General features: G+C 52.6%; 21 protein-coding genes. 8 read left to right on the forward strand and 13 right to left on the reverse strand.

What is annotated here, in order from left to right; all coding sequences use genetic code 11:
* Window positions 1-1,338 (forward strand): ISNCY-like element ISKpn21 family transposase (locus tag OGV85_RS06880; protein WP_286553333.1); only part of this gene is annotated, 1,338 nt, incomplete at its 5' end.
* Window positions 1,339-1,366: 28 nt separating this feature from the next.
* Here OGV85_RS06880 and OGV85_RS06885 read toward each other — a convergent pair.
* Window positions 1,367-1,999, reverse strand: coding sequence for a DUF6904 family protein (locus OGV85_RS06885; protein ID WP_001567369.1), 633 nt, complete (start codon window positions 1,997-1,999; stop codon window positions 1,367-1,369).
* A gap of 471 nt (window positions 2,000-2,470) precedes the next feature.
* On the opposite strand from OGV85_RS06885, the gene acs reads away from it, so the two are divergent.
* The 3 genes from acs to actP all read left to right on the forward strand — a co-directional run bounded on the left by acs (window position 2,471) and on the right by actP (window position 6,627).
* Complete coding sequence (gene acs, locus OGV85_RS06890; RefSeq protein WP_061547504.1) at window positions 2,471-4,429, forward strand: acetate--CoA ligase; 1,959 nt, start codon at window positions 2,471-2,473, stop codon at window positions 4,427-4,429.
* 237 nt (window positions 4,430-4,666) lie between these two features.
* On the forward strand, window positions 4,667-4,981 hold the full coding sequence (locus OGV85_RS06895) for a DUF485 domain-containing protein (RefSeq protein ID WP_003031750.1): 315 nt from the start codon (window positions 4,667-4,669) through the stop codon (window positions 4,979-4,981).
* A complete protein-coding gene (gene actP / locus OGV85_RS06900) occupies window positions 4,978-6,627 on the forward strand; it encodes a cation/acetate symporter ActP (RefSeq protein ID WP_003031747.1) in 1,650 nt (549 codons plus the stop codon). The genes OGV85_RS06895 and actP overlap by 4 nt, the downstream gene beginning before the upstream one ends.
* A 45-nt stretch (window positions 6,628-6,672) precedes the next feature.
* On the opposite strand, the gene OGV85_RS06905 is transcribed toward actP, so the two are convergent.
* Both OGV85_RS06905 and OGV85_RS06910 read right to left on the reverse strand, forming a co-directional pair.
* Complete coding sequence (locus OGV85_RS06905; RefSeq protein ID WP_003031745.1) at window positions 6,673-7,362, reverse strand: LrgB family protein; 690 nt, start codon at window positions 7,360-7,362, stop codon at window positions 6,673-6,675.
* Window positions 7,355-7,765, reverse strand: a complete 411-nt coding sequence (locus OGV85_RS06910) for a CidA/LrgA family protein (protein WP_003031742.1) — start codon at window positions 7,763-7,765, stop codon at window positions 7,355-7,357. Before OGV85_RS06910 ends, OGV85_RS06905 begins: the two co-directional genes overlap by 8 nt.
* A gap of 101 nt (window positions 7,766-7,866) precedes the next feature.
* On the opposite strand from OGV85_RS06910, the gene OGV85_RS06915 reads away from it, so the two are divergent.
* Window positions 7,867-8,757: a LysR family transcriptional regulator gene (locus OGV85_RS06915; RefSeq protein WP_003844732.1), complete on the forward strand. Its 891-nt coding sequence runs from the start codon at window positions 7,867-7,869 to the stop codon at window positions 8,755-8,757.
* Window positions 8,758-8,827: 70 nt separating this feature from the next.
* Here the strand turns inward: OGV85_RS06915 and OGV85_RS06920 are convergent, their stop codons facing one another.
* The 4 genes from OGV85_RS06920 to soxR form a co-directional block, all read right to left on the reverse strand.
* Window positions 8,828-9,319 carry an REP-associated tyrosine transposase gene (locus tag OGV85_RS06920; protein ID WP_044715244.1) on the reverse strand — a complete coding sequence of 164 codons (492 nt, stop codon included), beginning with the start codon at window positions 9,317-9,319 and terminating at the stop codon, window positions 8,828-8,830.
* A 224-nt stretch (window positions 9,320-9,543) separates the two neighbouring features.
* Window positions 9,544-11,190 carry a Na+/H+ antiporter gene (locus OGV85_RS06925; RefSeq protein WP_003031737.1) on the reverse strand — a complete coding sequence of 549 codons (1,647 nt, stop codon included), beginning with the start codon at window positions 11,188-11,190 and terminating at the stop codon, window positions 9,544-9,546.
* Between the two features lie 157 nt (window positions 11,191-11,347).
* A complete protein-coding gene (gene ghxP / locus OGV85_RS06930) occupies window positions 11,348-12,697 on the reverse strand; it encodes a guanine/hypoxanthine transporter GhxP (protein ID WP_003031735.1) in 1,350 nt (449 codons plus the stop codon).
* A gap of 599 nt (window positions 12,698-13,296) precedes the next feature.
* Complete coding sequence (soxR, locus tag OGV85_RS06935) at window positions 13,297-13,755, reverse strand: redox-sensitive transcriptional activator SoxR (protein WP_003031733.1); 459 nt, start codon at window positions 13,753-13,755, stop codon at window positions 13,297-13,299.
* Window positions 13,756-13,841: 86 nt separating this feature from the next.
* Here soxR and soxS point away from each other — a divergent pair, with 86 nt between their 5' ends.
* Window positions 13,842-14,165, forward strand: a complete 324-nt coding sequence (gene soxS / locus OGV85_RS06940) for a superoxide response transcriptional regulator SoxS (protein ID WP_003031731.1) — start codon at window positions 13,842-13,844, stop codon at window positions 14,163-14,165.
* 2 nt (window positions 14,166-14,167) lie between these two features.
* On the opposite strand, the gene pdeC is transcribed toward soxS, so the two are convergent.
* Entirely contained in the window at window positions 14,168-15,754 is a 1,587-nt protein-coding gene (pdeC, locus tag OGV85_RS06945) for a cyclic di-3',5'-guanosine monophosphate phosphodiesterase PdeC (protein WP_061547503.1), read from the reverse strand.
* Between the two features lie 552 nt (window positions 15,755-16,306).
* Here pdeC and OGV85_RS06950 point away from each other — a divergent pair.
* Window positions 16,307-16,588 carry a YjcB family protein gene (locus OGV85_RS06950; protein ID WP_044715249.1) on the forward strand — a complete coding sequence of 94 codons (282 nt, stop codon included), beginning with the start codon at window positions 16,307-16,309 and terminating at the stop codon, window positions 16,586-16,588.
* Window positions 16,589-16,654: 66 nt separating this feature from the next.
* On the opposite strand, the gene ssb1 is transcribed toward OGV85_RS06950, so the two are convergent.
* Complete coding sequence (gene ssb1, locus OGV85_RS06955; protein WP_061547502.1) at window positions 16,655-17,179, reverse strand: single-stranded DNA-binding protein SSB1; 525 nt, start codon at window positions 17,177-17,179, stop codon at window positions 16,655-16,657.
* A 251-nt stretch (window positions 17,180-17,430) separates the two neighbouring features.
* Here ssb1 and uvrA point away from each other — a divergent pair, with 251 nt between their 5' ends.
* On the forward strand, window positions 17,431-20,253 hold the full coding sequence (gene uvrA / locus OGV85_RS06960; RefSeq protein ID WP_061547501.1) for an excinuclease ABC subunit UvrA: 2,823 nt from the start codon (window positions 17,431-17,433) through the stop codon (window positions 20,251-20,253).
* Between the two features lie 115 nt (window positions 20,254-20,368).
* On the opposite strand, the gene OGV85_RS06965 is transcribed toward uvrA, so the two are convergent.
* The 4 genes from OGV85_RS06965 to alr form a co-directional block, all read right to left on the reverse strand.
* A complete protein-coding gene (locus OGV85_RS06965; protein ID WP_003031719.1) occupies window positions 20,369-20,725 on the reverse strand; it encodes an MmcQ/YjbR family DNA-binding protein in 357 nt (118 codons plus the stop codon).
* A 127-nt stretch (window positions 20,726-20,852) separates the two neighbouring features.
* On the reverse strand, window positions 20,853-21,566 hold the full coding sequence (gene aphA, locus OGV85_RS06970; RefSeq protein ID WP_286553335.1) for an acid phosphatase AphA: 714 nt from the start codon (window positions 21,564-21,566) through the stop codon (window positions 20,853-20,855).
* A 248-nt stretch (window positions 21,567-21,814) separates the two neighbouring features.
* Window positions 21,815-23,008 carry an aromatic amino acid transaminase gene (gene tyrB / locus OGV85_RS06975; protein ID WP_032938184.1) on the reverse strand — a complete coding sequence of 398 codons (1,194 nt, stop codon included), beginning with the start codon at window positions 23,006-23,008 and terminating at the stop codon, window positions 21,815-21,817.
* A gap of 128 nt (window positions 23,009-23,136) precedes the next feature.
* Window positions 23,137-24,216, reverse strand: a complete 1,080-nt coding sequence (gene alr / locus OGV85_RS06980; RefSeq protein WP_003844721.1) for an alanine racemase — start codon at window positions 24,214-24,216, stop codon at window positions 23,137-23,139.
* Window positions 24,217-24,229: the final 13 nt, after the last annotated feature.

Here is a 24,229-nt window from a genome sequence, read left to right on the forward strand (position 1 = left end):
GTCATTGAACGTCGCATCACAACGCGCCGTGCGGCCGAGCACCTCGGTATCAGCGACAGGCAATGCCGCAGACTTCTTGCCCGTTACCGTGAAGGCGGACCGCTTGGTATGGCCAGCAGACGATGTGGCATGCGTGGTAACCGCCAGTTGCCACCCGGGCTCGCAGATCAGGCTCTGGAACTGATCAAGACGCGTTATGCTGATTTCGGTCCGACTCTGGCGCGTGAAAAGCTCGAAGAACTCCACGGACTGTTTCTTGGCAAAGAAACTGTCCGGCGCATCATGGTGCGGGCTGGCTTATGGGTTCCCCGTAAACAACGTGCCGCAAGGATCCCTCAACCACGGTACCGGCGTCCGTGTACTGGTGAGCTGATACAAATAGATGGCTGTGATCACGACTGGTTTGAAGGCCGTGGCCCGGCCTGCACCGCGCTGGTCTATGTTGATGATGCAACCAGCAAACTGATGGAACTGTTGTTTGTTAAATCGGAGTCCACGTTTTCTTACTTCGAAGCCACGCGGCGCTATATCGATAAGCATGGTAAACCGCTGGCACTGTACAGCGATAAAGCCGGTGTTTTTCGTGTTAACAATAAACACGCCACAGGCGGAGACGGGCATACTCAGTTTGGGCGAGCCATGCATGAACTGAACATCCAGACTATCTGTGCAGAAACCAGTCCCGCCAAAGGGCGTGTAGAACGAGCTCACCTCACTTTACAGGATCGTCTGGTCAAAGAGCTGCGGTTACAGGGCATTTGTTCAATGGAGGCTGCAAATGACTTCGCTGAGGCCTATATGGCTGACTATAACCGCCGTTTTGGCAAAGTACCGCGACATGATTTTGACGTACACCGTGCTGTAGAACATGATGAGGACCTGGGGCTTATTTTCACTGTTCGTGAAAAACGTAAAGTCTCAAAATCGTTGACGATACAATATGATAAAATGTTGTACCTGATTGAAGACAGCGAACTGAGTCGCCGTGCAATAGGTAAATATATCGATGTGTATCACTATCCTGATGGCAGAAAAGAGCTGCGCCTGAACGGTACGCTACTTCCCTACTCTACCTACGACCGACTGTCAGAAATCGACCAGGGCGCGATTGTCGATAACAAGCGTCTTGGCCGAACCCTGGAGTTTATCAGTCTGGTGCAGAGCAAGCGGGATAACACGCGCTCTCAGTCAATTCCCGCTGGAGATGGCCCTTCCCGACGACGGCCAAAGCAGGAAGGGAAGAAATCCCAGCGCTCACTGGATAATGATGACATGCTCGAAGCACTCAAACAGCTTCAGTCACGTTCAGAGGACATTTTTGGTAAAAGAGCCCGCTGATGGTACTCACTGGCCGGACAGTGGTTGCTCACCAGTTGATATTGTCCGGCCAGACCCATGATGTATTATTCATTTCGTTCAGCATCTTTATGTCCTGCTTTTCACGGGCATACTTACCCCATAATGAATGAAAAGAACGAACAATACTGATTAACTGCTTTTTTCTTTGCTCCGGAGATAGGCTGATAAAATAGCAGCACCTGCTGTCAATATTATCCTCAATGAAATTAAAATCAGAGTCTGATGCATATTTTACTGTTAGCATAATATCATTCGACGTTGTTCTCTCAGACTCTGTTAATGCTGATTCTATCAGGTATTCAAAGGCATACATGACAGACAGCTGGTTTTTGTCTGTCTGAATATAACCCATTGAGTTTCTGAGTATTGAGGACTGTACCAGGACCAGAGGCCATAAAAGCTCAACACCATAAAGCTTATATGTATCATGTTGATCATACTGATGTTGCTCAACACGACGATTACCTTCCCGTGCTTTACGAATATCATAGGCAAGGGATAACATAAATCCGTCTTTAACTTTAATCAGTGGGCTTTCATCCACGATGTAATGAATGAGTTCATGTAATTCATTCAGGGCTTCTGAATCTCCCCACAGTATAAAACCTGCATTGTTCGGCGTTAACTCGTATCGAAGCATGGGCTCAATCATCCTGTTGTTTCAGTCGGAGGAAAGTCTATCAGTAAAGAGAATGAGAGATCAAAGTGGTCATTTTAATTGAGCTGGATAACGGACATTTCAATTGAGCCTTGACACTGTCATGACATTGCTCCACCCTATTTGTAACAAGAAACCACACTGAAAATGTTGTCTTTAATCAATTGTAAGTGTATGTAAAATACCACTTTAGAGTTAGTAACACCCTTTGATTGCTCCCTCTTTTGTCTAATTCAGATACAGATCACCTTTTCAACAATCCTTTAGATAACTACATGTTATCGCGAGATTTAGTCAATTTTGCTAGCTCCCTTCAAAATTCAGTTTGTCGCTAATTTGCACAATTCGTTTATTGCGTGATCTGCCGCGCAAATACTAAACAAAACTCTCAAAGCCCCTACATTTAACGTTTATGAGACATATTATTAACATCCTACAAGGAGAACAAAAGCCATGAGCCAAATACATAAACACGCTATTCCCGCAAACATTGCGGATCGTTGCCTGATAAATCCGGAGCAGTACGCAGAGAAATACCAGCAATCCGTTAACGAACCCGACACATTTTGGGGCGAACAGGGAAAAATTCTTGATTGGATCAAGCCGTACAGCCAGGTGAAGAACACTTCCTTCGCACCAGGCAACGTGTCGATTAAATGGTACGAAGACGGCACCCTGAATCTGGCCGCAAACTGCCTTGACCGCCACCTGCAGGCAAACGGCGATCGTACCGCCATCATCTGGGAAGGCGATGACGCAACCCAAAGCAAAAACATTACCTATCGCGAGTTGCATCGCGATGTCTGCCGTTTCGCCAATACGCTACTGGATTTAGGCATTAAAAAAGGTGACGTGGTGGCCATTTATATGCCGATGGTGCCGGAAGCTGCGGTCGCCATGCTGGCCTGCGCCCGTATTGGCGCGGTGCATTCAGTCATCTTCGGTGGTTTCTCACCGGAAGCCGTCGCCGGACGTATTATCGACTCCAATTCACGCCTGGTGATCACCGCCGACGAAGGCGTACGCGCCGGGCGTGCTATCCCACTGAAAAAGAACGTGGATGATGCGCTGAAAAATCCAAATGTGAAAACCGTGGAGCATGTGGTCGTTCTCAAACGTACCGGTGGGAAAACGGAATGGCAGGAAGGTCGCGACCTGTGGTGGTCCGATCTTATCGAGAAGGCCAGCTCAGAACACCAGCCGGAAGAGATGAACGCCGAAGATCCGCTGTTTATCCTGTATACCTCTGGCTCAACCGGCAAGCCGAAAGGCGTGCTGCACACTACCGGCGGGTATCTGGTCTACGCTGCAACTACCTTTAAGTATGTGTTTGATTACCATCAGGGCGATATCTATTGGTGTACCGCTGACGTAGGCTGGGTAACCGGGCACAGCTACCTGCTGTACGGTCCGCTGGCCTGCGGCGCAACCACGCTGATGTTCGAAGGCGTGCCAAACTGGCCTACCCCGGCGCGTATGTCGCAGGTTGTGGACAAGCATCAGGTCAATATACTGTATACCGCACCGACCGCCATTCGCGCCCTGATGGCGGAAGGCGATAAAGCGATTGAAGGCACTGACCGTTCGTCACTGCATATCCTGGGTTCAGTTGGCGAGCCGATCAACCCGGAAGCATGGGAGTGGTACTGGAAGAAGATCGGCAACGAAAAATGCCCGGTCGTCGATACCTGGTGGCAGACTGAAACCGGTGGATTCATGATCACCCCGCTGCCGGGCGCCACCGAACTGAAAGCCGGTTCTGCAACCCGTCCATTCTTTGGCGTACAGCCTGCGATTGTCGATAACGAAGGTAATCCGCTGGAAGGCGCGACCGAAGGCAATCTGGTGATTACCGACTCGTGGCCGGGCCAGGCGAGAACGCTGTTTGGCGATCACGAACGCTTTGAGCAAACCTACTTCTCTACCTTCAAGAATATGTACTTCAGCGGCGACGGCGCGCGCCGTGACGAAGATGGCTATTACTGGATCACCGGACGTGTGGACGATGTGCTGAACGTCTCCGGCCACCGTCTGGGAACAGCTGAAATCGAATCGGCGCTGGTGTCGCATCCGAAGATTGCCGAAGCCGCGGTGGTAGGGATTCCGCATAATATTAAAGGCCAGGCGATCTACGCTTACGTCACGCTGAATCACGGTGAAGAGCCGTCACCTGAGTTGTACGCCGAGGTTCGCAACTGGGTGCGTAAAGAAATTGGCCCGCTGGCAACGCCAGACGTGCTGCACTGGACCGACTCACTGCCGAAAACCCGCTCCGGCAAAATCATGCGCCGTATTCTGCGTAAAATCGCGGCGGGCGATACCAGCAATCTGGGCGATACCTCGACTCTCGCCGATCCTGGCGTCGTGGAGAAACTGCTCGAAGAGAAGCAGGCCATCGCGATGCCATCATAACCATAACTGTGAAATGCCCGATGGCGCGCAGCTTATCGGGTCTACAAATCCTATCCCTACCCCTCCCCTGACCGGGAGGGAAATATAAAAACCCTCCCCCAAAGGATTTCGCGTTGCAGGAAGGCGGCAAGCGAGCACATCCCCAGGAGCATAGTTCACTATGTGACTGGGGTGGGCGAGTGCGGCCAACGCACCTGCGGCGTGAAAGACGAAGGGGGTATCTCTGGAGACTCTGTGATGAATGACCAAATTTATCAGCGGATAGAAGACAGTGCGCGTTTCAGGGAGTTAGTAGAAAAACGGCAACGGTTTGCCACCATTCTGTCCATCATCATGCTGGCAGTTTATATCAGCTTTATTTTACTGATTGCCTTTGCGCCTGGCTGGCTGGGTACGCCGCTCCACGCGGGAACCAGCGTCACCCGGGGTATTCCGATTGGGGTCGGTGTGATCCTTATCTCCTTCATTCTGACCGGGATTTATATCTGGCGGGCAAACGGTGAATTTGATCGCCTGAACAATGCGGTTCTGCACGAGGTTAAAGCATCATGAAGAGAGTCCTGACGGCGCTTGCCGCCACGCTGCCCTTCGCCGCAAACGCGGCGGATGCTATTAGCGGTGCAGTTCAACGCCAGCCAACCAACTGGCAGGCGATTGTTATGTTCCTGATTTTCGTCATCTTTACGCTCGGCATTACCTACTGGGCGTCTAAACGCGTACGTTCGCGTAATGACTACTACACCGCCGGCGGTAACATCACCGGTTTCCAGAACGGGCTGGCGATTGCGGGCGACTATATGTCGGCGGCATCGTTCCTTGGAATTTCCGCGCTGGTATTTACCTCCGGTTATGACGGGCTGATTTACTCACTCGGCTTCCTGGTCGGCTGGCCAATTATTCTGTTCCTGATTGCTGAGCGTTTGCGTAACCTCGGTCGTTACACCTTTGCTGACGTTGCTTCTTATCGTCTGAAGCAGGGTCCAATCCGTATTCTGTCGGCCTGTGGTTCCCTGGTGGTGGTCGCGCTGTATCTGATCGCCCAGATGGTCGGCGCAGGTAAACTGATTGAGCTGCTGTTTGGTCTGAACTATCACATCGCCGTCGTACTGGTTGGCGTACTGATGATGATGTACGTTCTGTTTGGCGGCATGCTAGCAACCACCTGGGTACAGATCATTAAAGCTGTTCTGCTGCTGTTCGGCGCCAGCTTTATGGCCTTCATGGTAATGAAGCACGTCGGCTTCAGCTTCAACAACCTGTTCACCGAAGCGATGGCAGTACACCCAAAAGGCTCCGCGATTATGAGCCCGGGCGGTCTGGTAAAAGATCCGATATCCGCCCTGTCGTTAGGTCTTGGATTGATGTTCGGTACAGCAGGTTTGCCGCATATTCTGATGCGTTTCTTCACGGTCAGCGATGCCCGCGAAGCGCGTAAGAGCGTATTCTATGCCACCGGCTTTATGGGTTATTTCTACATCCTGACCTTTATCATCGGCTTTGGCGCGATCATGCTGGTAGGTGCTAATCCAGAGTACAAAGATGCTGCAGGCGCACTGATCGGTGGTAACAACATGGCGGCGGTTCACCTGGCGAATGCGGTGGGCGGTAACCTGTTCCTCGGCTTCATCTCTGCAGTGGCGTTTGCCACCATCCTGGCGGTGGTTGCCGGGCTGACGCTGGCGGGCGCTTCGGCAGTTTCTCACGACCTGTACGCCAACGTATTCCGCAAAGGCGCAACCGAACGTGAAGAGCTGAAGGTGTCAAAAATCACCGTACTGGTACTGGGTGTGATAGCCATCCTGCTCGGCGTGCTGTTTGAGAACCAGAACATCGCCTTCATGGTGGGTCTGGCGTTCGCCATCGCGGCCAGCTGCAACTTCCCGATCATCCTGCTTTCCATGTACTGGTCGCGTCTGACCACCCGTGGCGCAATGCTGGGTGGCTGGTTAGGTCTGTTAACAGCGGTAGTATTGATGATTCTCGGCCCAACCATTTGGGTCCAGATCCTCGGTCACGAAAAAGCCATTTTCCCGTATGAATATCCAGCGCTGTTCTCCATCAGCATAGCGTTCCTCGGGATCTGGTTCTTCTCTGCTACCGACAACTCAGAAGAAGGCAACCGCGAACGCGAGCAGTTCCGTGCTCAGTTCATCCGCTCCCAGACCGGGTACGGCGTAGAACAAGGTCGCGCGCACTAACATCCCTTCTCCTCCGGCTTTCGGGCCGGAGGATTACATCCTTTCTTAGAACATCAGCCTCGCGACCAGTGGCGCAACCAATACCATCACCACGCCGGAAAGCATCATTACCAGACTGGCAACCACGCCCTCTTGCTGACCAAGCTCATAAGAGCGCGCCGTGCCTGCGCCATGCGATGCAGCGCCAAATCCTGCGCCTTTCGCCATTCCTTCACGAATGGAAAGGCGTAAAAACAGCACATCGCCGACCGCCATGCCGAATACGCCGGTCACCACCACGAACAAGGCCACCAGGTCCGGCTGCCCGCCCAATGGCTCTGCCGCTGCCAGCGCAAATGGCGTGGTGACGGAACGCACCGCCAGACTGCGTTGGATCTCATCAGGCAACATAAACAGGCGCGCCAGCCACACGGAACTGGTAACGGCCACCAGCGTTGCCGTTACCACGCCCGCCGTCAGCGACATCCAGTGACGCTTAATCACCGCAAGGTTGTCATACACCGGAACGGCAAAGGCGATGGTCGCCGGTCCTAACAGCCACAGCAACCAGTGCGATTCACCAATATAGTTTTGCCAGGAGATATGGCCGAAGACTAGCATCAGCACCAGCAGGGCCGGGGTGAGAACTAATGGCATCAGCGGTAATTTACGAAAACGGCGATACAAACGCTTATTAGCAAAGTAGATACCCAGCGTAATCACCAGACACAACACGCTTAGCTGGAAATTACTCACGGTTTAACCTGCTCATTTCATAGCGATACACTTTATCCACCACCCACGCCGTGGCGCCGAGCACCATCAGCGTACTGATCGCAATGACGGCAAATATACGCCAGCCATCAACCAGCAACAGCTGCGTGTAGTTCACAACGGCGACCACCGCCGGGACAAAAAACAGCAGCATTTCAGCCAGTAACCAGCGAGCACCTGCGCGAATCCAGTTCAGCGGGATAACCCGGCAGACAATTAACGCCAGCATCAGCACCATCCCTACCAGGTTGGCAGGAAGCGGCAGATGCAGCCAGGAGACAAGATATTGAGCAAATACAAAGAGACCTGCGTACAACAGAACCTGAACGGGGATCTGGAGTCGATGAATAACAGCAGGCGTCACGCGGCTTATCGCCACAGCCATGAGGGTATGTCCTTAAAAAATAGAGAGCGCCAGTATAGAGAGCCCCCGTCCAGGACTGAAATGAATTAAACTCATTGCAGGCATAGTCTTAAGGAATAATCATGGATATCAGAACGCTGCGATATTTTGTTGAGGTGGTTCGTCAGCAGAGCTTTACTCGCGCAGCGGAGAAGCTTTTTGTCACCCAGCCCACCATCAGCAAGATGTTGAAGAACCTTGAAGACGAGCTTAATTGCACATTGCTCATCCGCGACGGGCGGCGATTGTTGTTAACCGACACCGGACAGGTCGTTTTCGAACGCGGCCTGGCGATCCTCGCTGAGTTTCGCCAGCTTGAAGCCGAACTTAGCGACATTAATCACCTCAACAGGGGTGTGCTGCGCCTCGGTATCCCGCCGATGGTCGGTATGTTGATGGCCGGGCCCATCAGCCTGTTTCGCCAGCGCTATCCCGGCGTTGAGCTGAAGGTCTCTGAATTTGGCGGCTTAACCGTCCAGCAGGCGGTGATGAACGGCGATCTGGATGTTGCGATGACCGCGCTGCCGGTTGAAGAAGAGAGTGGTCTGGCGACCTTACCGCTTTTCAGTCATCCGCTCTGCGTGCTGGTCCCCCGCTCCGGTCAGTGGACAACATGCGAATCCATTTCCCCCGAGGCACTGGCGGAACATCCGCTACTGATCTACAACGAAGATTTCGCGTTGAGCCGCCAATTGCTTGAGCTGTTTAGCCAACACAACGTCAAGCCCCGCATCGCGGTGCGCAGCGGGCAGTGGGATTTTCTGGCTGCGATGGTACAAGCCGGAGTCGGGATTGCCATTTTACCGGAGCCGATTTGCCAGCGCCTGGATAAGCAAACGTTGCGCTGGATCCCTCTGGAGAGTGATTTACGCTGGCAATTGGGCATGATTTGGCGCGAAGGCGTGTATCTGTCGCACAGCGCCCAGGCGTGGCTCAAATGCTGTGAAGGGTTTTGGCTGCCGCAAGCGTCGTAAAATGCCGGATGCGGCGCAAACGCCTTATCCGGCCTACATCGGTTTTGTAGGCCTGATAAGCGTAGCGCCATCAGGCACGTTCACCCATATTAAAATCCATTATTTCACCTGCCCAATTGTGTGGGAACAAACCACGCCTCACATCGCGATGAAATGTTGAAAAAGGCCATGTCTGTACCTGTTTTACCCACCCGTGCTTCACTGGGTTAATGTAAATATAATCAACATGCTGTCGATAATCGTGCTCATCGCGGATGGTATGTTCCCAAAAGCGAGGTTGCCAGATATGTCGGGCAGACAACGATCGCGTGAAATGCTTCTTAATTTCCCGCCAGCGGGATGAAAAATCAGCGTCATTTTCAGGCAACGTCCAGATGCAATGCATATGCTCAGGTAATACGACCCACGCATTGATATAAAAAGGTTTCATTTTTTGTACCGCAGAAATAGCACAACGTAACCGATCAATTTTTGATATCAGAAGCTGGCTTCGACGGTCCTGCAGATTTACCGTAAAAAACCAGGTTCCTCCGTTGATGTAATTTCGTCGATAGTTGGACATGTTTCCCCCTTTCCTCAACCGTATGGAGAAAAGAGGGAACAGACAAGACAAACAGATCAGTTCAGGAAAGCGGCTCGCAAATTACACGATGAATATTTTATGTAGGCCTGATAAGCGCAGCGCCATCAGGCAGATCTTTCGCCGGATGCGGCGCAAACGCCTTATCCGGCCTACAACGTGCTACCCCATAGGCCTGATAAGCGTAGCGCATCAGGCTCTCTCGTTTATTGATTCTCGATCAACAGCGCTTCCAGCAAGTCCAGATCGTGCAGCAGCTTTTGCAGCGTTTCATTGCTGATTTCCCGCGTCGCGCGCAGGTGATAAAGCTCTGCGCGTTCTGAACGCAACGCTGCCAGGCGGAAACGTCGCTCGAGGTTTTCTTCCTGCATCGAGCTTTCCACATCGTTGCGTCCGTCGGCGCGACGACGCAGGTTACCAATCACGCGGGAACTCACCTCGGTGAGTAACTGATTATCGATGTTCTCTTCGGTGTCCGCGGCCAGTCGCTCCTCCATTTTCTGGATCGCGACAATCGCCACTTCTGCCGTAGCAGCGCGAGCAATACGTTCCTCTTTCTGCTGCTGCGAGTGGTCTGCCACTTCCAGATGTTGTAGCAGAATCGGCAACATCACCACGCCAACAAACAGCGAGAACAGAATCACGCCTGCGGCAAGGAAGATCAGCTCATATCGCGCCGGGAATCCGCTACCATCCGGTAACAACAGTGGAATGGAGAGCACACCGGCGAGGGTAATTGCTCCGCGTACACCGGCAAAGGAGGCAATCAGGATTTCACGCGTCGTCCAGGATCCGAATTCCATCGGTTTTTTCTTCAGGAAGCGCAGACTGAATTTTTTCATCGTCCACAGCCAGCCAAAACGTACCAGCATCAGCGCCACGTAAATCAGCACGATATCGGTAAACAGCATCCAGATTTCAACGTTCGGATCGACCTCGGCCGCCGCCAAAGAAGACTCCAGAATCCCCGGTAACTGTAGCCCTAACAGCAAGAAGACCATGCCGTTAAACACAAACTCCAGCATTGCCCAGGTACTGTTAGCACGTAAACGCATCGCCAGCGGTGCGCGGCGCATCACCCCGGAACGGGTGATCGTCATCCCGGCAGCGACCGCCGCGAGGATACCAGAAACGCCGATGTGTTCCGCAATCAGGTAAGACGCAAACGGCAGCAGGAACAGCAGGACGATTTGCGTTGCCGGCTCGTCACCGCCCCAGCGGCTGAGGAAGCGCAGGGAGCGCCCGTACAGCCAACTGACGACAAAACCAGCCAGGATGCCGCCAATCGCCACTTTGAAGAACTCAAGCGTTGCGCCACCAACGGTGAATACCATCGTCCCCATCGCCACGGCGACGGCAAACTTCAGAGAGACCAGACCGGAGGCGTCGTTCATCAACGCTTCGCCCTGCAGGATGCCCATGATTTTCTTCGGTATGCGCCCCTCCCCCACAATGCCGGAAAGGGCAACAGCATCGGTTGGCGAAAGGACGGCGGCCAGCGCAAAGGCTGGGATAAGTGGTATCCCCGGCACCAGCCAGTAAATCATAAATCCAATGCCGACCACCGTGACCAGCACCAGCGCCAGCGCAAGGCCGAAGATCTCTCGCCCATGCTCGAGAAACTCACGCGTTGGCGTCTTCCAGCCATCGGCAAAGAGCAGCGGCGGGATGAACAGCACCAAAAACAGCTCAGGATCGAATTCCACATGCAAACCAAACGTCGGCCACGCCAGCAAGGCGCCGATGGCGATCTGCATTAGGGGTAAAGGGAGTTGGAAGGGCAATACGCGAGTAAATACCCCCGACAGCGAGACCACAAGGGTCATGATGAGTATGGTGAAAAAGATTTCCATGCGTTCCCTGTTTGCGATGTTTCTTATGATTGGTGATGAGAGGCGTCGTGCCTCAATTCTATCTAATTGAGAGTAACGCAAAAGACAACGAGTGTGTTCTGAAAATAAAAACGGGCGGCCAAAGCCACCCGTTTTGAGGATCTTTATCGAACAAAAATCAGATAGCCCAGCCGCCCGCGTAGAAGGCCACCAGCGCGATAGCGATAACCACCGTGCCGATGTTCAGCTTGCGCCATTCGCCAGAGACAAGACGGCCAATCACCAGGGTAGCAAAGCCAATCATAATGCCGGTAACGATGTTACAGGTCAGCACGATAAATACGGCCGTTACCAGACCCGCCATTGCGTCGACAAAGTCAGCAAAGTCGATTTTCGCAACGTTGCTCAGCATCAACAGGCCCACATACATCAGTGCAGGCGCCGTTGCGTATACCGGTACAAGATACGAGAGCGGAGAGAGGAACAGGATCAGCAGGAACAGGACACCAACGGTGATCGCCGTCAGGCCAGTTTTACCGCCTGCCGCCGTACCCGCTGCGGATTCAATGTATACCGCCGCAGGAGCAGCGCCCACCAGACCAGAGAACACGCTGCTCAGGGAGTCGGTGGTCAGCGCTTTGCCGCCGTCGATAATCTGTCCGTCTTTATCCAGCAAATTCGCCTGTCCGGCTACGGCACGAATGGTGCCGGTCGCATCGAAGACGGCGGTCATAACAAGCGCCAGCACGCTCGGCAGAACGATAGGATTCAGTGCGCCCATAATATCCAGGCTGCCGATCAGCGAGTTGCCGTTTTCGTCGCTCAGAGACGGCATGGCAAAAATACCGGAGAAATGCACGGCCGGGTCGAAAATCAGGCCAACAATGGAAATACCGATAATAGTCAGCAGGATGCCGCCCGGTACTTTCAGTTTTTCGAGGCCAATAATCACCGCCAGACCAACCAGCGACATAATCACCGGGAAGGTATCGAAGTCGCCCAGCGCAACCGGCAGACCGTCCAGCGGATTCTTAATCACCAGACCAACGCCGTTTGCCGCAATCAGCAGCAGGAACAGGCCGATACCGATTCCCGTACCGTGCGCAACGCCCTGCGGCAGATTGCGCAGGATCCAGCTACGAATACCCGTCGCGGAAATGATGGTAAACAGGACGCCCATCAGGAACACCGCGCCCAGCGCAACGGGCACGCTGATATGTTGCCCCAATACCAGGCTGAATGCGGTAAACGCCGTCAGAGAAATGGCGCAACCAATCGCCAGCGGCAGATTTGCCCACAGGCCCATGACAATAGAACCGACGCCCGCGACCAGGCAGGTTGCCACAAATACAGCGGCAGGCGGGAATCCGGCTTTACCCAGCATCCCTGGAACCACAATAACGGAGTAAACCATGGCGAGGAACGTCGTTAATCCGGCAACGACTTCCTGACGAACGGTACTGCCGCGAAGCGAAATTTTAAACCAGGCGTCGAGTGAACCGCCGGTACGCGCTGAAGGCGTAGACATAGAAAACATCCCCTGAGAGTTTATTTTTTCGTCATTATGCGTGCTGGACAATCCACTGCCTGCTAAACGTTTTCTCCATGTGCCAGGTTTGCGTCATTAGGGGTGTCGCAAAAAAGCAAACGTTTAGCTCCGCGCATAAAAAACGGGTGGTAAAAAAAAGCAAACGATTATCCAGCGATCATACGCCGGTTTTCAACTGAACTTTGCCGCTTTTTACTCATTTCTTCTTATAACGCACAATAAACAACCAGTCGATGCGCAAACGTTATCGTCAATGCGCAATCTGGTAACAAATTTCGCCAGATTGTCGCAACAATCGTTCTTATTTTTCGCGCAAACTCGCGCAAGAAAACCGGTGAAGATGCGGTAATTTTTTTGGCTAAAAAATCATCATTTGACTGGCAAATGGAGGGAGGTAGCTTACACTTACATTATCAACACAGGCCGGAACCTCCCCTAATGTGCTCGACTGAGGGGTGTTGATGTCGGGGGAAACCCTCCCGTGAACCAGCGGGATAGAGTGAAAGACAAAGACCGGAACCAAACTAAAGCGCCCTCTGTGGCGCTTTAGTTTTATACCCGTCATATATTTAAACCAATCAATCATCTTCCAGCAGACGCGCCCCGGTTCCTTGCTCGCCCAGCTGATCGCCTGGGTTACGCAACGGGCAATCGCTGCGCGACAAGCAGCCGCAACCAATACATCCATCCAGCTCATCACGTAGCGACACCAAAGTATGAATGCGTCGGTCCAGCTCTTCACGCCATTGCGAAGAGAGCTGTTTCCACTCTTTAGCGCTAAGTGAATGTCCTTCAGGTAATACGCCCAGCGCGTCGCCAATCGTTGCCAGCGGGATCCCAATACGTTGAGCAATCTTGATAATCGCCACGTAACGCAACACATCACGTTTGTAGCGACGCTGATTACCGCTGTTGCGCATGCTGCTGATTAACCCTTTGCTTTCATAGAAATGCAGGGTCGAAACTGCCACGCCGCTACGCTTTGCAACTTCACCTGGCGTGAGCAGCGCTTTTATTCGGGGTAATTTCTTTTCCATAAATCGCTTTACCTCAAGTTAACTTGAGGAATTATACTCGCCCACAGACAAAACGACGAATCGAATACTGAGAAAGAGGCAGCCCTATGTCCCATCAGCAGATTATTCAGACCCTTATTGAATGGATTGATGAACATATCGATCAGCCGCTGAACATTGAGGCGGTTGCGAAAAAATCAGGTTACTCGAAGTGGTATTTACAGAGAATGTTCCGCACGGTGACGCGCCAGACGCTGGGTGACTACATCCGCCAGCGACGACTTCTGCTGGCGGCGGTTGAACTGAGGACGACTGAGCGACCTATTTTCGATATCGCGATGGATCTTGGTTATGTATCGCAACAAACCTTTTCGCGCGTGTTTCGCCGCGAGTTTGATCGTACCCCCAGCGATTACCGCCACCGCCTGTAAGCTTATTGCCCGCTCTGCGTCAGTATGGCGGGCGACCGTTGTATCCAGTGCATGAACTCCTGCGGCGGCAGCGCCTTCGCAAAATACCAGCCCTGACAATACTGTACGCCGCGTTCACGCAGCCACTCGATTTGCTCCGTCGTTTCTACCCCTTCCGCGATCGTTTTCAGATGTAAGCTTTGCGCCATCTCAATGATATGTTCGGCAATCATGTGGCTGGTGCTGTTAGTGGACAGGGTGCTAATAAACGATTTGTCGATCTTCAGGATATCGACATTCAGCGCGGACAAATTATGTAGATTGGAGTATCCCGTGCCAAAATCATCAAACGCCACTTCATAACCCGCCTGGCGGAACGCCTGGATTACCGGCGTCATTTTTTCTACATCAACAAATCCACGCTCCGTTACCTCGACTTTAATTTGCTGGGCCGCCACGGAGTACTCACGGTTCTTATCTGTAATCAGGGCAATGAGTCGGGATGAATGAAAATCAGAAGCAGAAAGGTTTATCGAGATATAAAGCTGTGGATGTGCCGAAAGGTAATACCCCAAATCGTTGAATACCTCTTCAACCACGTAATCCGTGATCCGCTCGATCATTCCCTCTTTTTCAGCCAGCGGAATAAACTCGGTCGGACTCATCACCTCACCTTTACAGCCAGGCCAGCGCAGCAGAGCCTCGGCCCCAACGCACTGACCGTTTTTGATATCAATGATCGGCTGGTAGTGCAGACGCAACTGACGATTTTTGATTGCGCGTTTTAATAAACGGCGGGGAGACAGGTATTCCTGACGCGTACGCCACCACATCAATAACATCAGGATGCTGCAGATAATCCCGAAGGGAATGGTTAACGCCGCCTCGTGATAGAAAATCTGACTTACGCGGTTGTGTGAGGTCGACACAATGATCGCAATTGGGCGTTTTTCTGAATGCACGATGGTGTAAAAGCGATCGTCTTGTTGAAAGGTCGAGGCTTCACCGCGTACGAGAGGCGCGAATTGCGCAATATTTGCCGCTTCGCTGGCAGAGAAAAACGTATCTGTTACTGTGTCATATACGCCCCAGGACAGATCCGGATCATCTGACATGACTTCGCTGTAGGATAATGGATTTATGACTGCGACGTAGTTCCCACGTTGCATGTACGTCATTCTGTAGCCAGCGAAAAAAGGGGTATCGCGGTAGTAATAGATGGCGATATCCGGCGTACGTTTATAGTCGGCTGTCGGCATAATATAAGTAACAGTCGGCGCCATAGACGTAGAGCACAAAAAATGATCGCCCTGCGCATAAATTAGCTCACTGATATATAAACGACCGCGAATAATATTCAGCATACTTTTCTGATGTGCCGGGGTACACATCTTACCCTGATACAACTGGGCCATATCACGCGCCAAATCGGCTTGTAGGATTACCAATTCTGTTTTATTTAACACCAGTTGAGCAAAAGAGCGGAGTTGGTTATGGGTTTCGGTCATCGCCCGGATATGTGCAAACCAAATCGCCAGCACCACGGGGAACAATACCACCATGAATGTTCCCAGGAACTTCAGCATCTTGCGTCGCGCACTGTGATTCATGTCAGCCCTATTTCCCTGTTTCGTATATGCCAGAACCCATCAAGGCAGGATGCTATAAACACCGACTGATTAAGTTGCATGAATCTATCAGTATTAGCAACAGACTTCTCTATGTAAAAGTCTGATAATAGTTGATGATGATATTATTTTTCCGTAAGGCAAACTTAAAGTTATGCTTATTTCATAACGTTATTATCCCCACGGAGTAATTTTTTATGAGCATTATCCTGGCTGCGTTTAAGAAATTCATTAAAGTTTTTTAACGTTTAATTTAGGATAAATATAACAAGCAGACTAAATACATGTTTAAAACATTGTTATTTATTATCAACCCTTCATTAAATTAAACCACACACTCAGAGTGGTTTTAGGCCTACAAAAATAGCGTCCAATAGTGGTGAACAAACGAGCACTTGTGATATAGTTCACAAAAATCATGTAACAGAAACAATGTTTCATTCATGTTATTGCCCGTCGATAGCCAGAGTACTACACCCTCGGTGAACACCCCCGCGCTGTCCTGGGCATCCAGACTTTCTGAGGACGTTTTTCATGGCAACAATAACAACTGGCGTGGTTCTTCTGCGGTGGCAACTACTCAGCGCGGTACTGATGTTTTTAGCCAGTACGCTCAATATCCGTTTTCGTAAATCAGATTATATTGGCCTGGCCGTCATTAGCAGCGGTTTGGGGCTGGTGTTTGCCTGCTGGTTTGCGACTGGATTGCTCGGCATAACCCTGGTGGATATGTCCACTATCTGGCAGAACATTGAAACCGTGATGGTTGATGTGATGAGCCACACACCGCCAGACTGGCCGATGGTGTTGAACTGATAACAAAATTGCATATGGCTACCCCGGTCTTGAGGTAGCCATAATTTTCAGCGAAAAGCAGAAGGATTAGAACGGAATATCGTCGTCGAAATCCATCGGCGGTTCGTTAGACGGCGCTGCCGGAGCGGACTGCTGCGGACGAGAGTGCGCACCGCCGCTGAACTGATTGCCGCCCTGCGGCTGCTGAGGCTGACCCCAACCACCCTGCTGCTGGCCACCACCTGCCGGAGTACCACCGCCCTGACGACCGCCCAGCATTTGCATGGTGCCGCCAACGTTAACAACAACTTCAGTGGTGTACTTTTCTACGCCGGACTGATCGGTCCATTTGCGGGTACGCAGCTGACCTTCGATATAGACCTGGGAACCTTTACGCAGATATTCACTGGCCACTTCCGCCAGTTTGCCAAACAGCACAACGCGGTGCCATTCAGTCTGCTCTTTCATTTCACCGGTCGCTTTATCACGCCAGGATTCGGAAGTAGCCAGCGTAATGTTGGCAACTGCGCCACCATTCGGCATATAGCGTACTTCCGGGTCCTGGCCCAGATTACCGACGAGAATCACCTTGTTTACGCCTCTGCTGGCCATGATCGTGTCTCCTGAAAAACGTTACTGAATAAGTGTAAGCGCGGGATTGTAGCATTTCCAATAGCGCTTTTACTACGTTGCGAAGTTGATTCCAGTAAACAACCCCCGCCAGACATTGTTGCACAGGAACATGCGTTTTGCATTCCAATACTGTATATCCATTCAGGTCAGGTTGTGTCATAATTAACCGTTTGTGATCGCCGGTAGCACCATGCAGCCAGGCAAAAAAGCGTTTAATCCGGGAAAGATGAATGGATAAGATCGAAGTTCGGGGCGCCCGCACCCATAATCTCAAAAACATCAACCTCGTCATCCCGCGCGACAAGCTGATTGTCGTCACCGGGCTTTCGGGCTCAGGCAAATCTTCGCTCGCTTTCGACACCTTATATGCCGAAGGGCAGCGTCGTTACGTTGAATCCCTTTCCGCGTACGCGCGTCAATTTCTGTCGCTGATGGAAAAACCGGATGTCGACCACATTGAGGGGCTCTCTCCTGCCATCTCAATTGAACAAAAATCGACGTCCCATAACCCGCGATCCACGGTAGGTACAATTACCGAAATTCACGACTATCTGCGTCTGCTGTTTGCCCGCGTTGGCGAGCCGCGCTGTCCGGATCACGACGTTCCCCTGGCAGCGCAGACCGTTAGCCAGATGGTGGACAACGTCCTGTCGCAGCCGGAAGGCAAACGTCTGATGCTGCTGGCGCCGGTAATTAAGGAGCGTAAAGGCGAGCACACCAAAACGCTGGAAAACCTGGCGGGCCAGGGCTATATCCGCGCCCGTATCGACGGCGAAGTGTGTGACCTTTCCGATCCGCCTAAGCTTGAGCTGCAAAAGAAACACACTATTGAAGTGGTGATTGACCGCTTTAAAGTTCGTGACGATCTCACCCAACGACTGGCTGAATCCTTTGAAACCGCGCTGGAACTGTCCGGTGGTACGGCGGTGGTCGCCGATATGGACGACCCGAAAGCGGAAGAGCTGCTGTTCTCAGCCAACTTCGCCTGCCCTATCTGCGGCTATAGCATGCGCGAACTGGAACCTCGGCTGTTCTCGTTTAACAACCCAGCGGGCGCCTGTCCAACCTGTGACGGTCTCGGCGTGCAGCAGTATTTCGATCCTGACCGGGTGATTCAAAACCCGGAACTGTCGCTGGCCGGTGGTGCTATTCGTGGTTGGGATCGCCGTAACTTCTATTATTTCCAGATGCTTAAGTCTCTGGCGGAACACTATAAATTTGACGTCGAAGCCCCGTGGGCCAGCCTGAATCCTACCGTGCATAAAGTGGTGCTGTACGGTTCTGGTAAAGAGAATATCGAATTCAAATACATGAACGATCGCGGCGATACGTCCGTACGTCGTCACCCGTTTGAAGGTGTGCTGCACAATATGGAGCGCCGTTATAAAGAGACGGAATCCAGTGCGGTACGCGAAGAATTAGCCAAATTCATCAGTAACCGACCGTGCGCCAGCTGTGAAGGGACACGTTTACGTCGCGAGGCCCGCCACGTATTTGTTGAAAATACGCCGCTGCCTGCAATTTCTGACATGAGCATCGGTCATGCAATGGATTTCTTCAACAATCTGAAGCTTGCGGGTCAGCGGGCGAAGATTGCCGAGAAAATTCTTAAAGAGATTGGCGATCGTCTGAAGTTCCTGGTCAACGTCGGCCTCAACTATCTGACGCTATCGCGGTCGGCGGAAACGCTATCCGGCGGTGAGGCCCAGCGTATTCGTTTGGCAAGCCAGATCGGCGCGGGTCTGGTCGGTGTTATGTACGTGCTGGATGAACCATCTATCGGTTTGCATCAGCGCGATAACGAGCGTTTGCTGGGTACGCTTATCCACCTGCGTAATCTGGGTAATACCGTCATTGTAGTCGAGCACGATGAAGATGCGATTCGCGCCGCTGACCACGTTATCGATATCGGCCCCGGCGCGGGTGTTCACGGCGGTCAGGTCGTCGCCGAAGGGACGCTCGACGACATCATGGCAGTGCCTGAGTCGCTGACCGGCCAGTACATGAGCGGTAAACGCAAGATTGAAGTGCCTAAACAGCGCGTTGCGGCTGACCCAGAGAAAGTGCTGAAGCTCACCGGCGCACGCGGCAACAACCTGAAAGATGTCACCCTGACGCTGCCGGTAGGTTTATTTACCTGCATTACCGGTGTTTCCGGTTCGGGTAAATCGACACTGATTAACGATACTCTGTTCCCGATTGCGCAGACGGCGCTGAACGGTGCGACGCTGGCTGAACCTGCGCCGTATCGCGACGTTCAGGGCCTGGAACATTTCGACAAAGTGATCGACATTGACCAAAGCCCGATTGGCCGTACGCCGCGTTCTAACCCGGCAACCTACACCGGCGTGTTTACGCCAGTGCGCGAACTGTTTGCCGGCGTGCCGGAGTCACGTGCACGCGGTTATACCCCGGGGCGTTTCAGCTTTAACGTCCGCGGCGGACGCTGTGAAGCCTGTCAGGGCGACGGCGTGATCAAAGTCGAAATGCACTTCCTGCCGGATATCTACGTGCCGTGCGATCAATGTAAAGGCAAGCGCTATAACCGCGAAACGCTGGAAATTAAGTACAAAGGCAAAACTATCCACGAAGTGTTGGATATGACGATTGAAGAAGCACGCGAGTTCTTCGATGCCGTTCCGGCGCTGGCGCGTAAGCTGCAAACACTAATGGACGTTGGCCTGACGTACATCCGACTGGGTCAGTCCGCTACCACACTCTCGGGCGGCGAGGCGCAGCGCGTGAAGCTGGCGCGCGAACTGTCAAAACGCGGTACCGGGCAAACGCTGTATATTCTCGATGAGCCGACCACCGGTCTGCATTTTGCGGATATTCAGCAACTGTTGGACGTGCTGCATCAGCTCCGGGATCAGGGCAACACCATCGTGGTGATTGAGCACAATCTGGACGTGATTAAGACCGCTGACTGGATTGTCGATCTCGGTCCGGAAGGTGGCAGCGGCGGCGGCGAAATTCTTGTCTCCGGCACACCAGAAACGGTCGCTGAGTGTGAAGCCTCACACACGGCACGTTTCCTCAAACCACTGTTGTAATTACGCAACACTTATCAGGCCCACAGAACACGCATAAAGCTTGTAGGCCTGATAAGGCGCTTGCGCAGCATCAGGCAACGGTTGTGCCTGATGGCGCTACGCTTAACAAGACCGTTCAGGGCTGCGTCAGTATCCGCCGTTTATCAGCAGGCAGCGTGTTCACAGCCTGCTGATAAGAAGCGTCGACCAGATAATAAATCTGTGAATCCGGCAGCGAGCCGTCCAGATACACCGTACTCCAGTGCGCCTTATTGAGATGCCTGCTTGGCCGAACATCGCTATGCTGCTGGCGCAACAACTCTGCCAGTTCTGGGCTGGTTTTCAGAGACACCGCCGGGCGTTCTTCCACCTCTTTTACCATGGCAAAAAGCACATCTTCGACTTTGATTTGCGTGGCCTTCCAGTCACTGTGAACACTCTGCTCCGCGCCCATTTTTGCCATGCAGTATTGCAGCAACTCCGAATTAGTCATCGTTATTCCCCTTACCAGCATATTGCCTAATGAGAACATCATTTATTCAGTGTGCAGCAAGTCCGCAAAAGGTAAAAGCCAGCAATGTAAATTTGTTTAAAAAAACAGCAATCCGCAGCCAGTGTCCTCAATATTCCGAGTTGACGATCACCTCTTCACCAAACGCACCGGCCTGTGGCAGCGGCTTATAAGTGGAGTTAGAGGCGCGCAAAATGCGAATACCACGAATACCCACGTCGCGAGCGGCAGTGATGTCATTATCGGTGTCACCGTAAAACATGCGGATATTTTTATCCTGCAACCACTGCGTTTTGGTGTTCTGGCCCGGCTTATCGCCGGCAAAAATGACCGAATTCATATTGCCAGCCGGGATGTGAAAGTTATCAGACAACGTTTTCGACACCGTTTCAGTCTTCGTCTGGCTACGCCCGGTCACGAAAAAGATGCTGTCACCACGACGCACGTGCATATCAATTAGCTGGCGCGCGACTTCTTTTGGAATACTGAACTCGTCCCAGCCGTTATTCATTTTTTCCCAGAAGGCCGGATTCTTCAGGTAATCCTCACTATCCGGAGAATACGTTTTTTTACCGCGCCAGAAGCCTGGGCTGGAAAAGAGGACTGTGTCATCAATATCAAACCCGACCGCCATCGGCGGACGTCCGGTCAGGCTGTTTTCAATTTGTGCCACGGAGACCCAGTGAATGGGAGCCTGCTCAGCGAGCTTTGCAACATTGGTGCCTGGATTGAGCTGAGAGGGAGAAGAAACGAGTGCCTGGGCTGGCTGATTTAGCGTGAACAATAAACAAACGGCACTCAGTGCCAACGTAAACTTGCGCATATTTTTCCCTAAGTAGTCAGTTAGTTATCATTTTTTTATTAACAACTGGTCAAAAAACTATCTGACCTTACCCCTTAGGGGGAGGGAAAGGAAGGATTTTCTCTGGTTTTGCCCTGGAAAAGGAGCACGATCACACAGGAAAGCGTGCCTGATGGCACGACGCTTATCAGACCTACAAACGAAAATCCATATAACTTTGTAGGCCGGATAAGGCATTTACGCCGCCATCCGGCAACATACAAAGCCGGTTACATAACGGCGGCAAATGCCTTTGCCACGCGCTGCACGTTACCGTGATTCAACCCAGCTACGCACATGCGACCGCTGGCGATCAGGTACACACCGAACTCATCGCGCAGGCGATCAACCTGGGCTGCGCTAAGCCCGGTATAGCTGAACATACCGCGCTGTTGCAGCAGGTAGTCAAAGTTACGGCCCGGGATCTCTGCATTCAATACGTTAACCAGCTCCTGACGCATCGCCAGAATGCGGGTACGCATCTCTTCGACTTCCGCCAGCCAGCTGGCTTTCAGCGCGTCATCACCCAGTACCGCGGCAACTACCTGCGCACCAAAGTTTGGCGGGCTGGAGTAGTTACGACGCACCGTCGCTTTTAGCTGCCCCAGAACGCGGCTGGCGGTATCAGCATCTTCACATACTACAGACAGTCCGCCGACACGCTCGCCGTACAAGGAGAAAATCTTCGAGAATGAGTTACTGACCAGAGCGGGCAATCCGGCGCTGGCAATGGCGCGAATCGCATAGGCGTCGTCTTCTATTCCACCACCGAAGCCCTGGTAAGCAATGTCCAGGAACGGAATCAAATCGCGTGCTTTCAGGATCTCAATAACGCTATCCCACTGCGCAGGAGTTAAATCCGCGCCCGTCGGGTTATGGCAGCACGGATGCAGCAGCACGATGCTGCGCGCCGGTAAAGTATTCAGCGTTGCCAGCAGGTCGTTGAAACGCACGCCGTTAGTCGTGTCGTCATACCATGGGTAAGTGCTTACTTCGAATCCAGCCCCCTCAAAAATCGCGATATGGTTTTCCCAGGTCGGATCGCTGACCCATACGCCAGAATCAGGGAAATAGCGTTTCAGGAAGTCTGCGCCAACCTTTAACGCACCGGAGCCGCCCAGCGTCTGAATAGTTGCGACGCGCTGCTGCTGGAGAACCGGATGATCTGCGCCAAACAGCAGCGGCGCAATAGTATGACGATACGTGTTCAGACCTTCCATCGGCAGATACAGCGAAGCACCATGCGGTTTGGCATTAAGTCGAGCTTCCGCTTCCGCCACCGCTTTAAGCTGAGGAATAATTCCGTCTTCGTTGTAATACAGGCCGATGCTGAGGTTCACTTTGTCGCTACGTGAATCTTCTTTGAAGCGCTCCATGAGCGATAAAATCGGGTCGCCGGCGTAGGCGTCAACTTTCTGAAACACGTGTGGTTCTCCAGGTTTACAGGCAAGGGTTAAGAACACAATAAACCGGAAGCGGGAGAAGATCGAGAGGATGTTGAGGGTAATATTGCCGGAAGGCGGCGTAACCGCCTGTCCAGCACATCATTCTGCTAATCGATATACTTCATCGCCACCCTTGAGGTCAGGCGCGTAATAAGTTCGTAAGCACTTACTTTCGTCATTTCAGCAATGCGTTCAACGGGCAGTCCCTCCCCCCACAGAATCACCGAATCGCCGGCTTTATCCTGCGCTTCGGGGCCTAAATCGACGCAGATCATATCCATCGCAACGCGACCGACGATCGGCACTTCACGGCCATTGACCAGTACCGGCGTCCCAGACGGCGCCGCGCGCGGATAACCATCACCATAGCCCATTGCCACCACACCCAGACGCGTGTCGCGCTCGCTCAACCAGGTACCACCATAACCAACCGGCTCGCCCGCTTTGTGCTCACGCACCGCAATCAGGCTGGAGGTCAACGACATCACCGGCTGACAGCCAAAATCGGCGCCGATAGAGTGGTTTTCCAGTGGCGACACACCATACAGAATCAGTCCCGGACGCGCCCAGTCGAAGTGAGACTGTGGCCACAGCAGAATACCGCCCGATGCGGCAATCGAACGCTGCCCAGGTTTGCCCTCGCAAAAGCTGTTGAAGATATCGAGCTGTTTTTCGGTCGCGCCGCATTCAGGTTCGTCTGCGCGCGCAAAATGGCTGACGATATTGACCGGCTGGCGCACATTTTCACATTGAGTTAGGCGCTGATAAAACGCCTCGGCCTGCTCAGGGCGTACGCCCAGGCGGTGCATACCGGTGTCGAGCTTCATCCAGACGGTAACGGGTTCAACCAGATTAGCGGCTTCCAGGGCTTCGAGCTGCTCCTGGTTATGGACGGCTGTATGCAGACGCTGCGCGGAAATAGTCGGCAGATCGGAGGCATCAAAAAATCCCTCCAGCAGCAGGATGGGCTGCGTGATCCCTCCCGCTCGCAACCGCAGGGCTTCTTCAAGACGAGCGACACCAAAAGCGTCCGCATCGGGGAGCGTTCGCGCGGTCTCTAACAGACCATGGCCGTAGGCGTTCGCTTTCACGACCGCAACCAGTTTACTGGCAGGAGCCAGTTCACGCAGACGTTGCAGGTTGTGTCGCAGAGCGCGGCGGTTAATGACTACAGTTGCCGCTTGCATTTGTATTCCTTAG

It is taken from the genome of Citrobacter sp. Cf132 (assembly GCF_030333885.1).
In the GTDB taxonomy this organism is placed as follows: Bacteria; Pseudomonadota; Gammaproteobacteria; order Enterobacterales; family Enterobacteriaceae; genus Citrobacter; species Citrobacter freundii.

Excerpts from the sequence above, each read along its gene's own strand:
- OGV85_RS06895 (WP_003031750.1), top strand. The coding sequence starts at position 4,667 with ATGAATGACCAAATTTATCAGCGGATAGAAGACAGTGCGCGTTTCAGG.
- uvrA (WP_061547501.1), top strand. The coding sequence starts at position 17,431 with ATGGATAAGATCGAAGTTCGGGGCGCCCGCACCCATAATCTCAAAAAC.
- acs (WP_061547504.1), top strand. The coding sequence starts at position 2,471 with ATGAGCCAAATACATAAACACGCTATTCCCGCAAACATTGCGGATCGT.
- ssb1 (WP_061547502.1), bottom strand. The coding sequence starts at position 17,179 with ATGGCCAGCAGAGGCGTAAACAAGGTGATTCTCGTCGGTAATCTGGGC.
- OGV85_RS06885 (WP_001567369.1), bottom strand. The coding sequence starts at position 1,999 with ATGCTTCGATACGAGTTAACGCCGAACAATGCAGGTTTTATACTGTGG.
- soxR (WP_003031733.1), bottom strand. The coding sequence starts at position 13,755 with ATGGAAAAGAAATTACCCCGAATAAAAGCGCTGCTCACGCCAGGTGAA.
- actP (WP_003031747.1), top strand. The coding sequence starts at position 4,978 with ATGAAGAGAGTCCTGACGGCGCTTGCCGCCACGCTGCCCTTCGCCGCA.
- OGV85_RS06950 (WP_044715249.1), top strand. The coding sequence starts at position 16,307 with ATGGCAACAATAACAACTGGCGTGGTTCTTCTGCGGTGGCAACTACTC.
- OGV85_RS06915 (WP_003844732.1), top strand. The coding sequence starts at position 7,867 with ATGGATATCAGAACGCTGCGATATTTTGTTGAGGTGGTTCGTCAGCAG.
- OGV85_RS06965 (WP_003031719.1), bottom strand. The coding sequence starts at position 20,725 with ATGACTAATTCGGAGTTGCTGCAATACTGCATGGCAAAAATGGGCGCG.
- pdeC (WP_061547503.1), bottom strand. The coding sequence starts at position 15,754 with ATGAATCACAGTGCGCGACGCAAGATGCTGAAGTTCCTGGGAACATTC.
- OGV85_RS06920 (WP_044715244.1), bottom strand. The coding sequence starts at position 9,319 with ATGTCCAACTATCGACGAAATTACATCAACGGAGGAACCTGGTTTTTT.
- soxS (WP_003031731.1), top strand. The coding sequence starts at position 13,842 with ATGTCCCATCAGCAGATTATTCAGACCCTTATTGAATGGATTGATGAA.
- aphA (WP_286553335.1), bottom strand. The coding sequence starts at position 21,566 with ATGCGCAAGTTTACGTTGGCACTGAGTGCCGTTTGTTTATTGTTCACG.
- OGV85_RS06925 (WP_003031737.1), bottom strand. The coding sequence starts at position 11,190 with ATGGAAATCTTTTTCACCATACTCATCATGACCCTTGTGGTCTCGCTG.
- OGV85_RS06910 (WP_003031742.1), bottom strand. The coding sequence starts at position 7,765 with ATGGCTGTGGCGATAAGCCGCGTGACGCCTGCTGTTATTCATCGACTC.
- ghxP (WP_003031735.1), bottom strand. The coding sequence starts at position 12,697 with ATGTCTACGCCTTCAGCGCGTACCGGCGGTTCACTCGACGCCTGGTTT.
- alr (WP_003844721.1), bottom strand. The coding sequence starts at position 24,216 with ATGCAAGCGGCAACTGTAGTCATTAACCGCCGCGCTCTGCGACACAAC.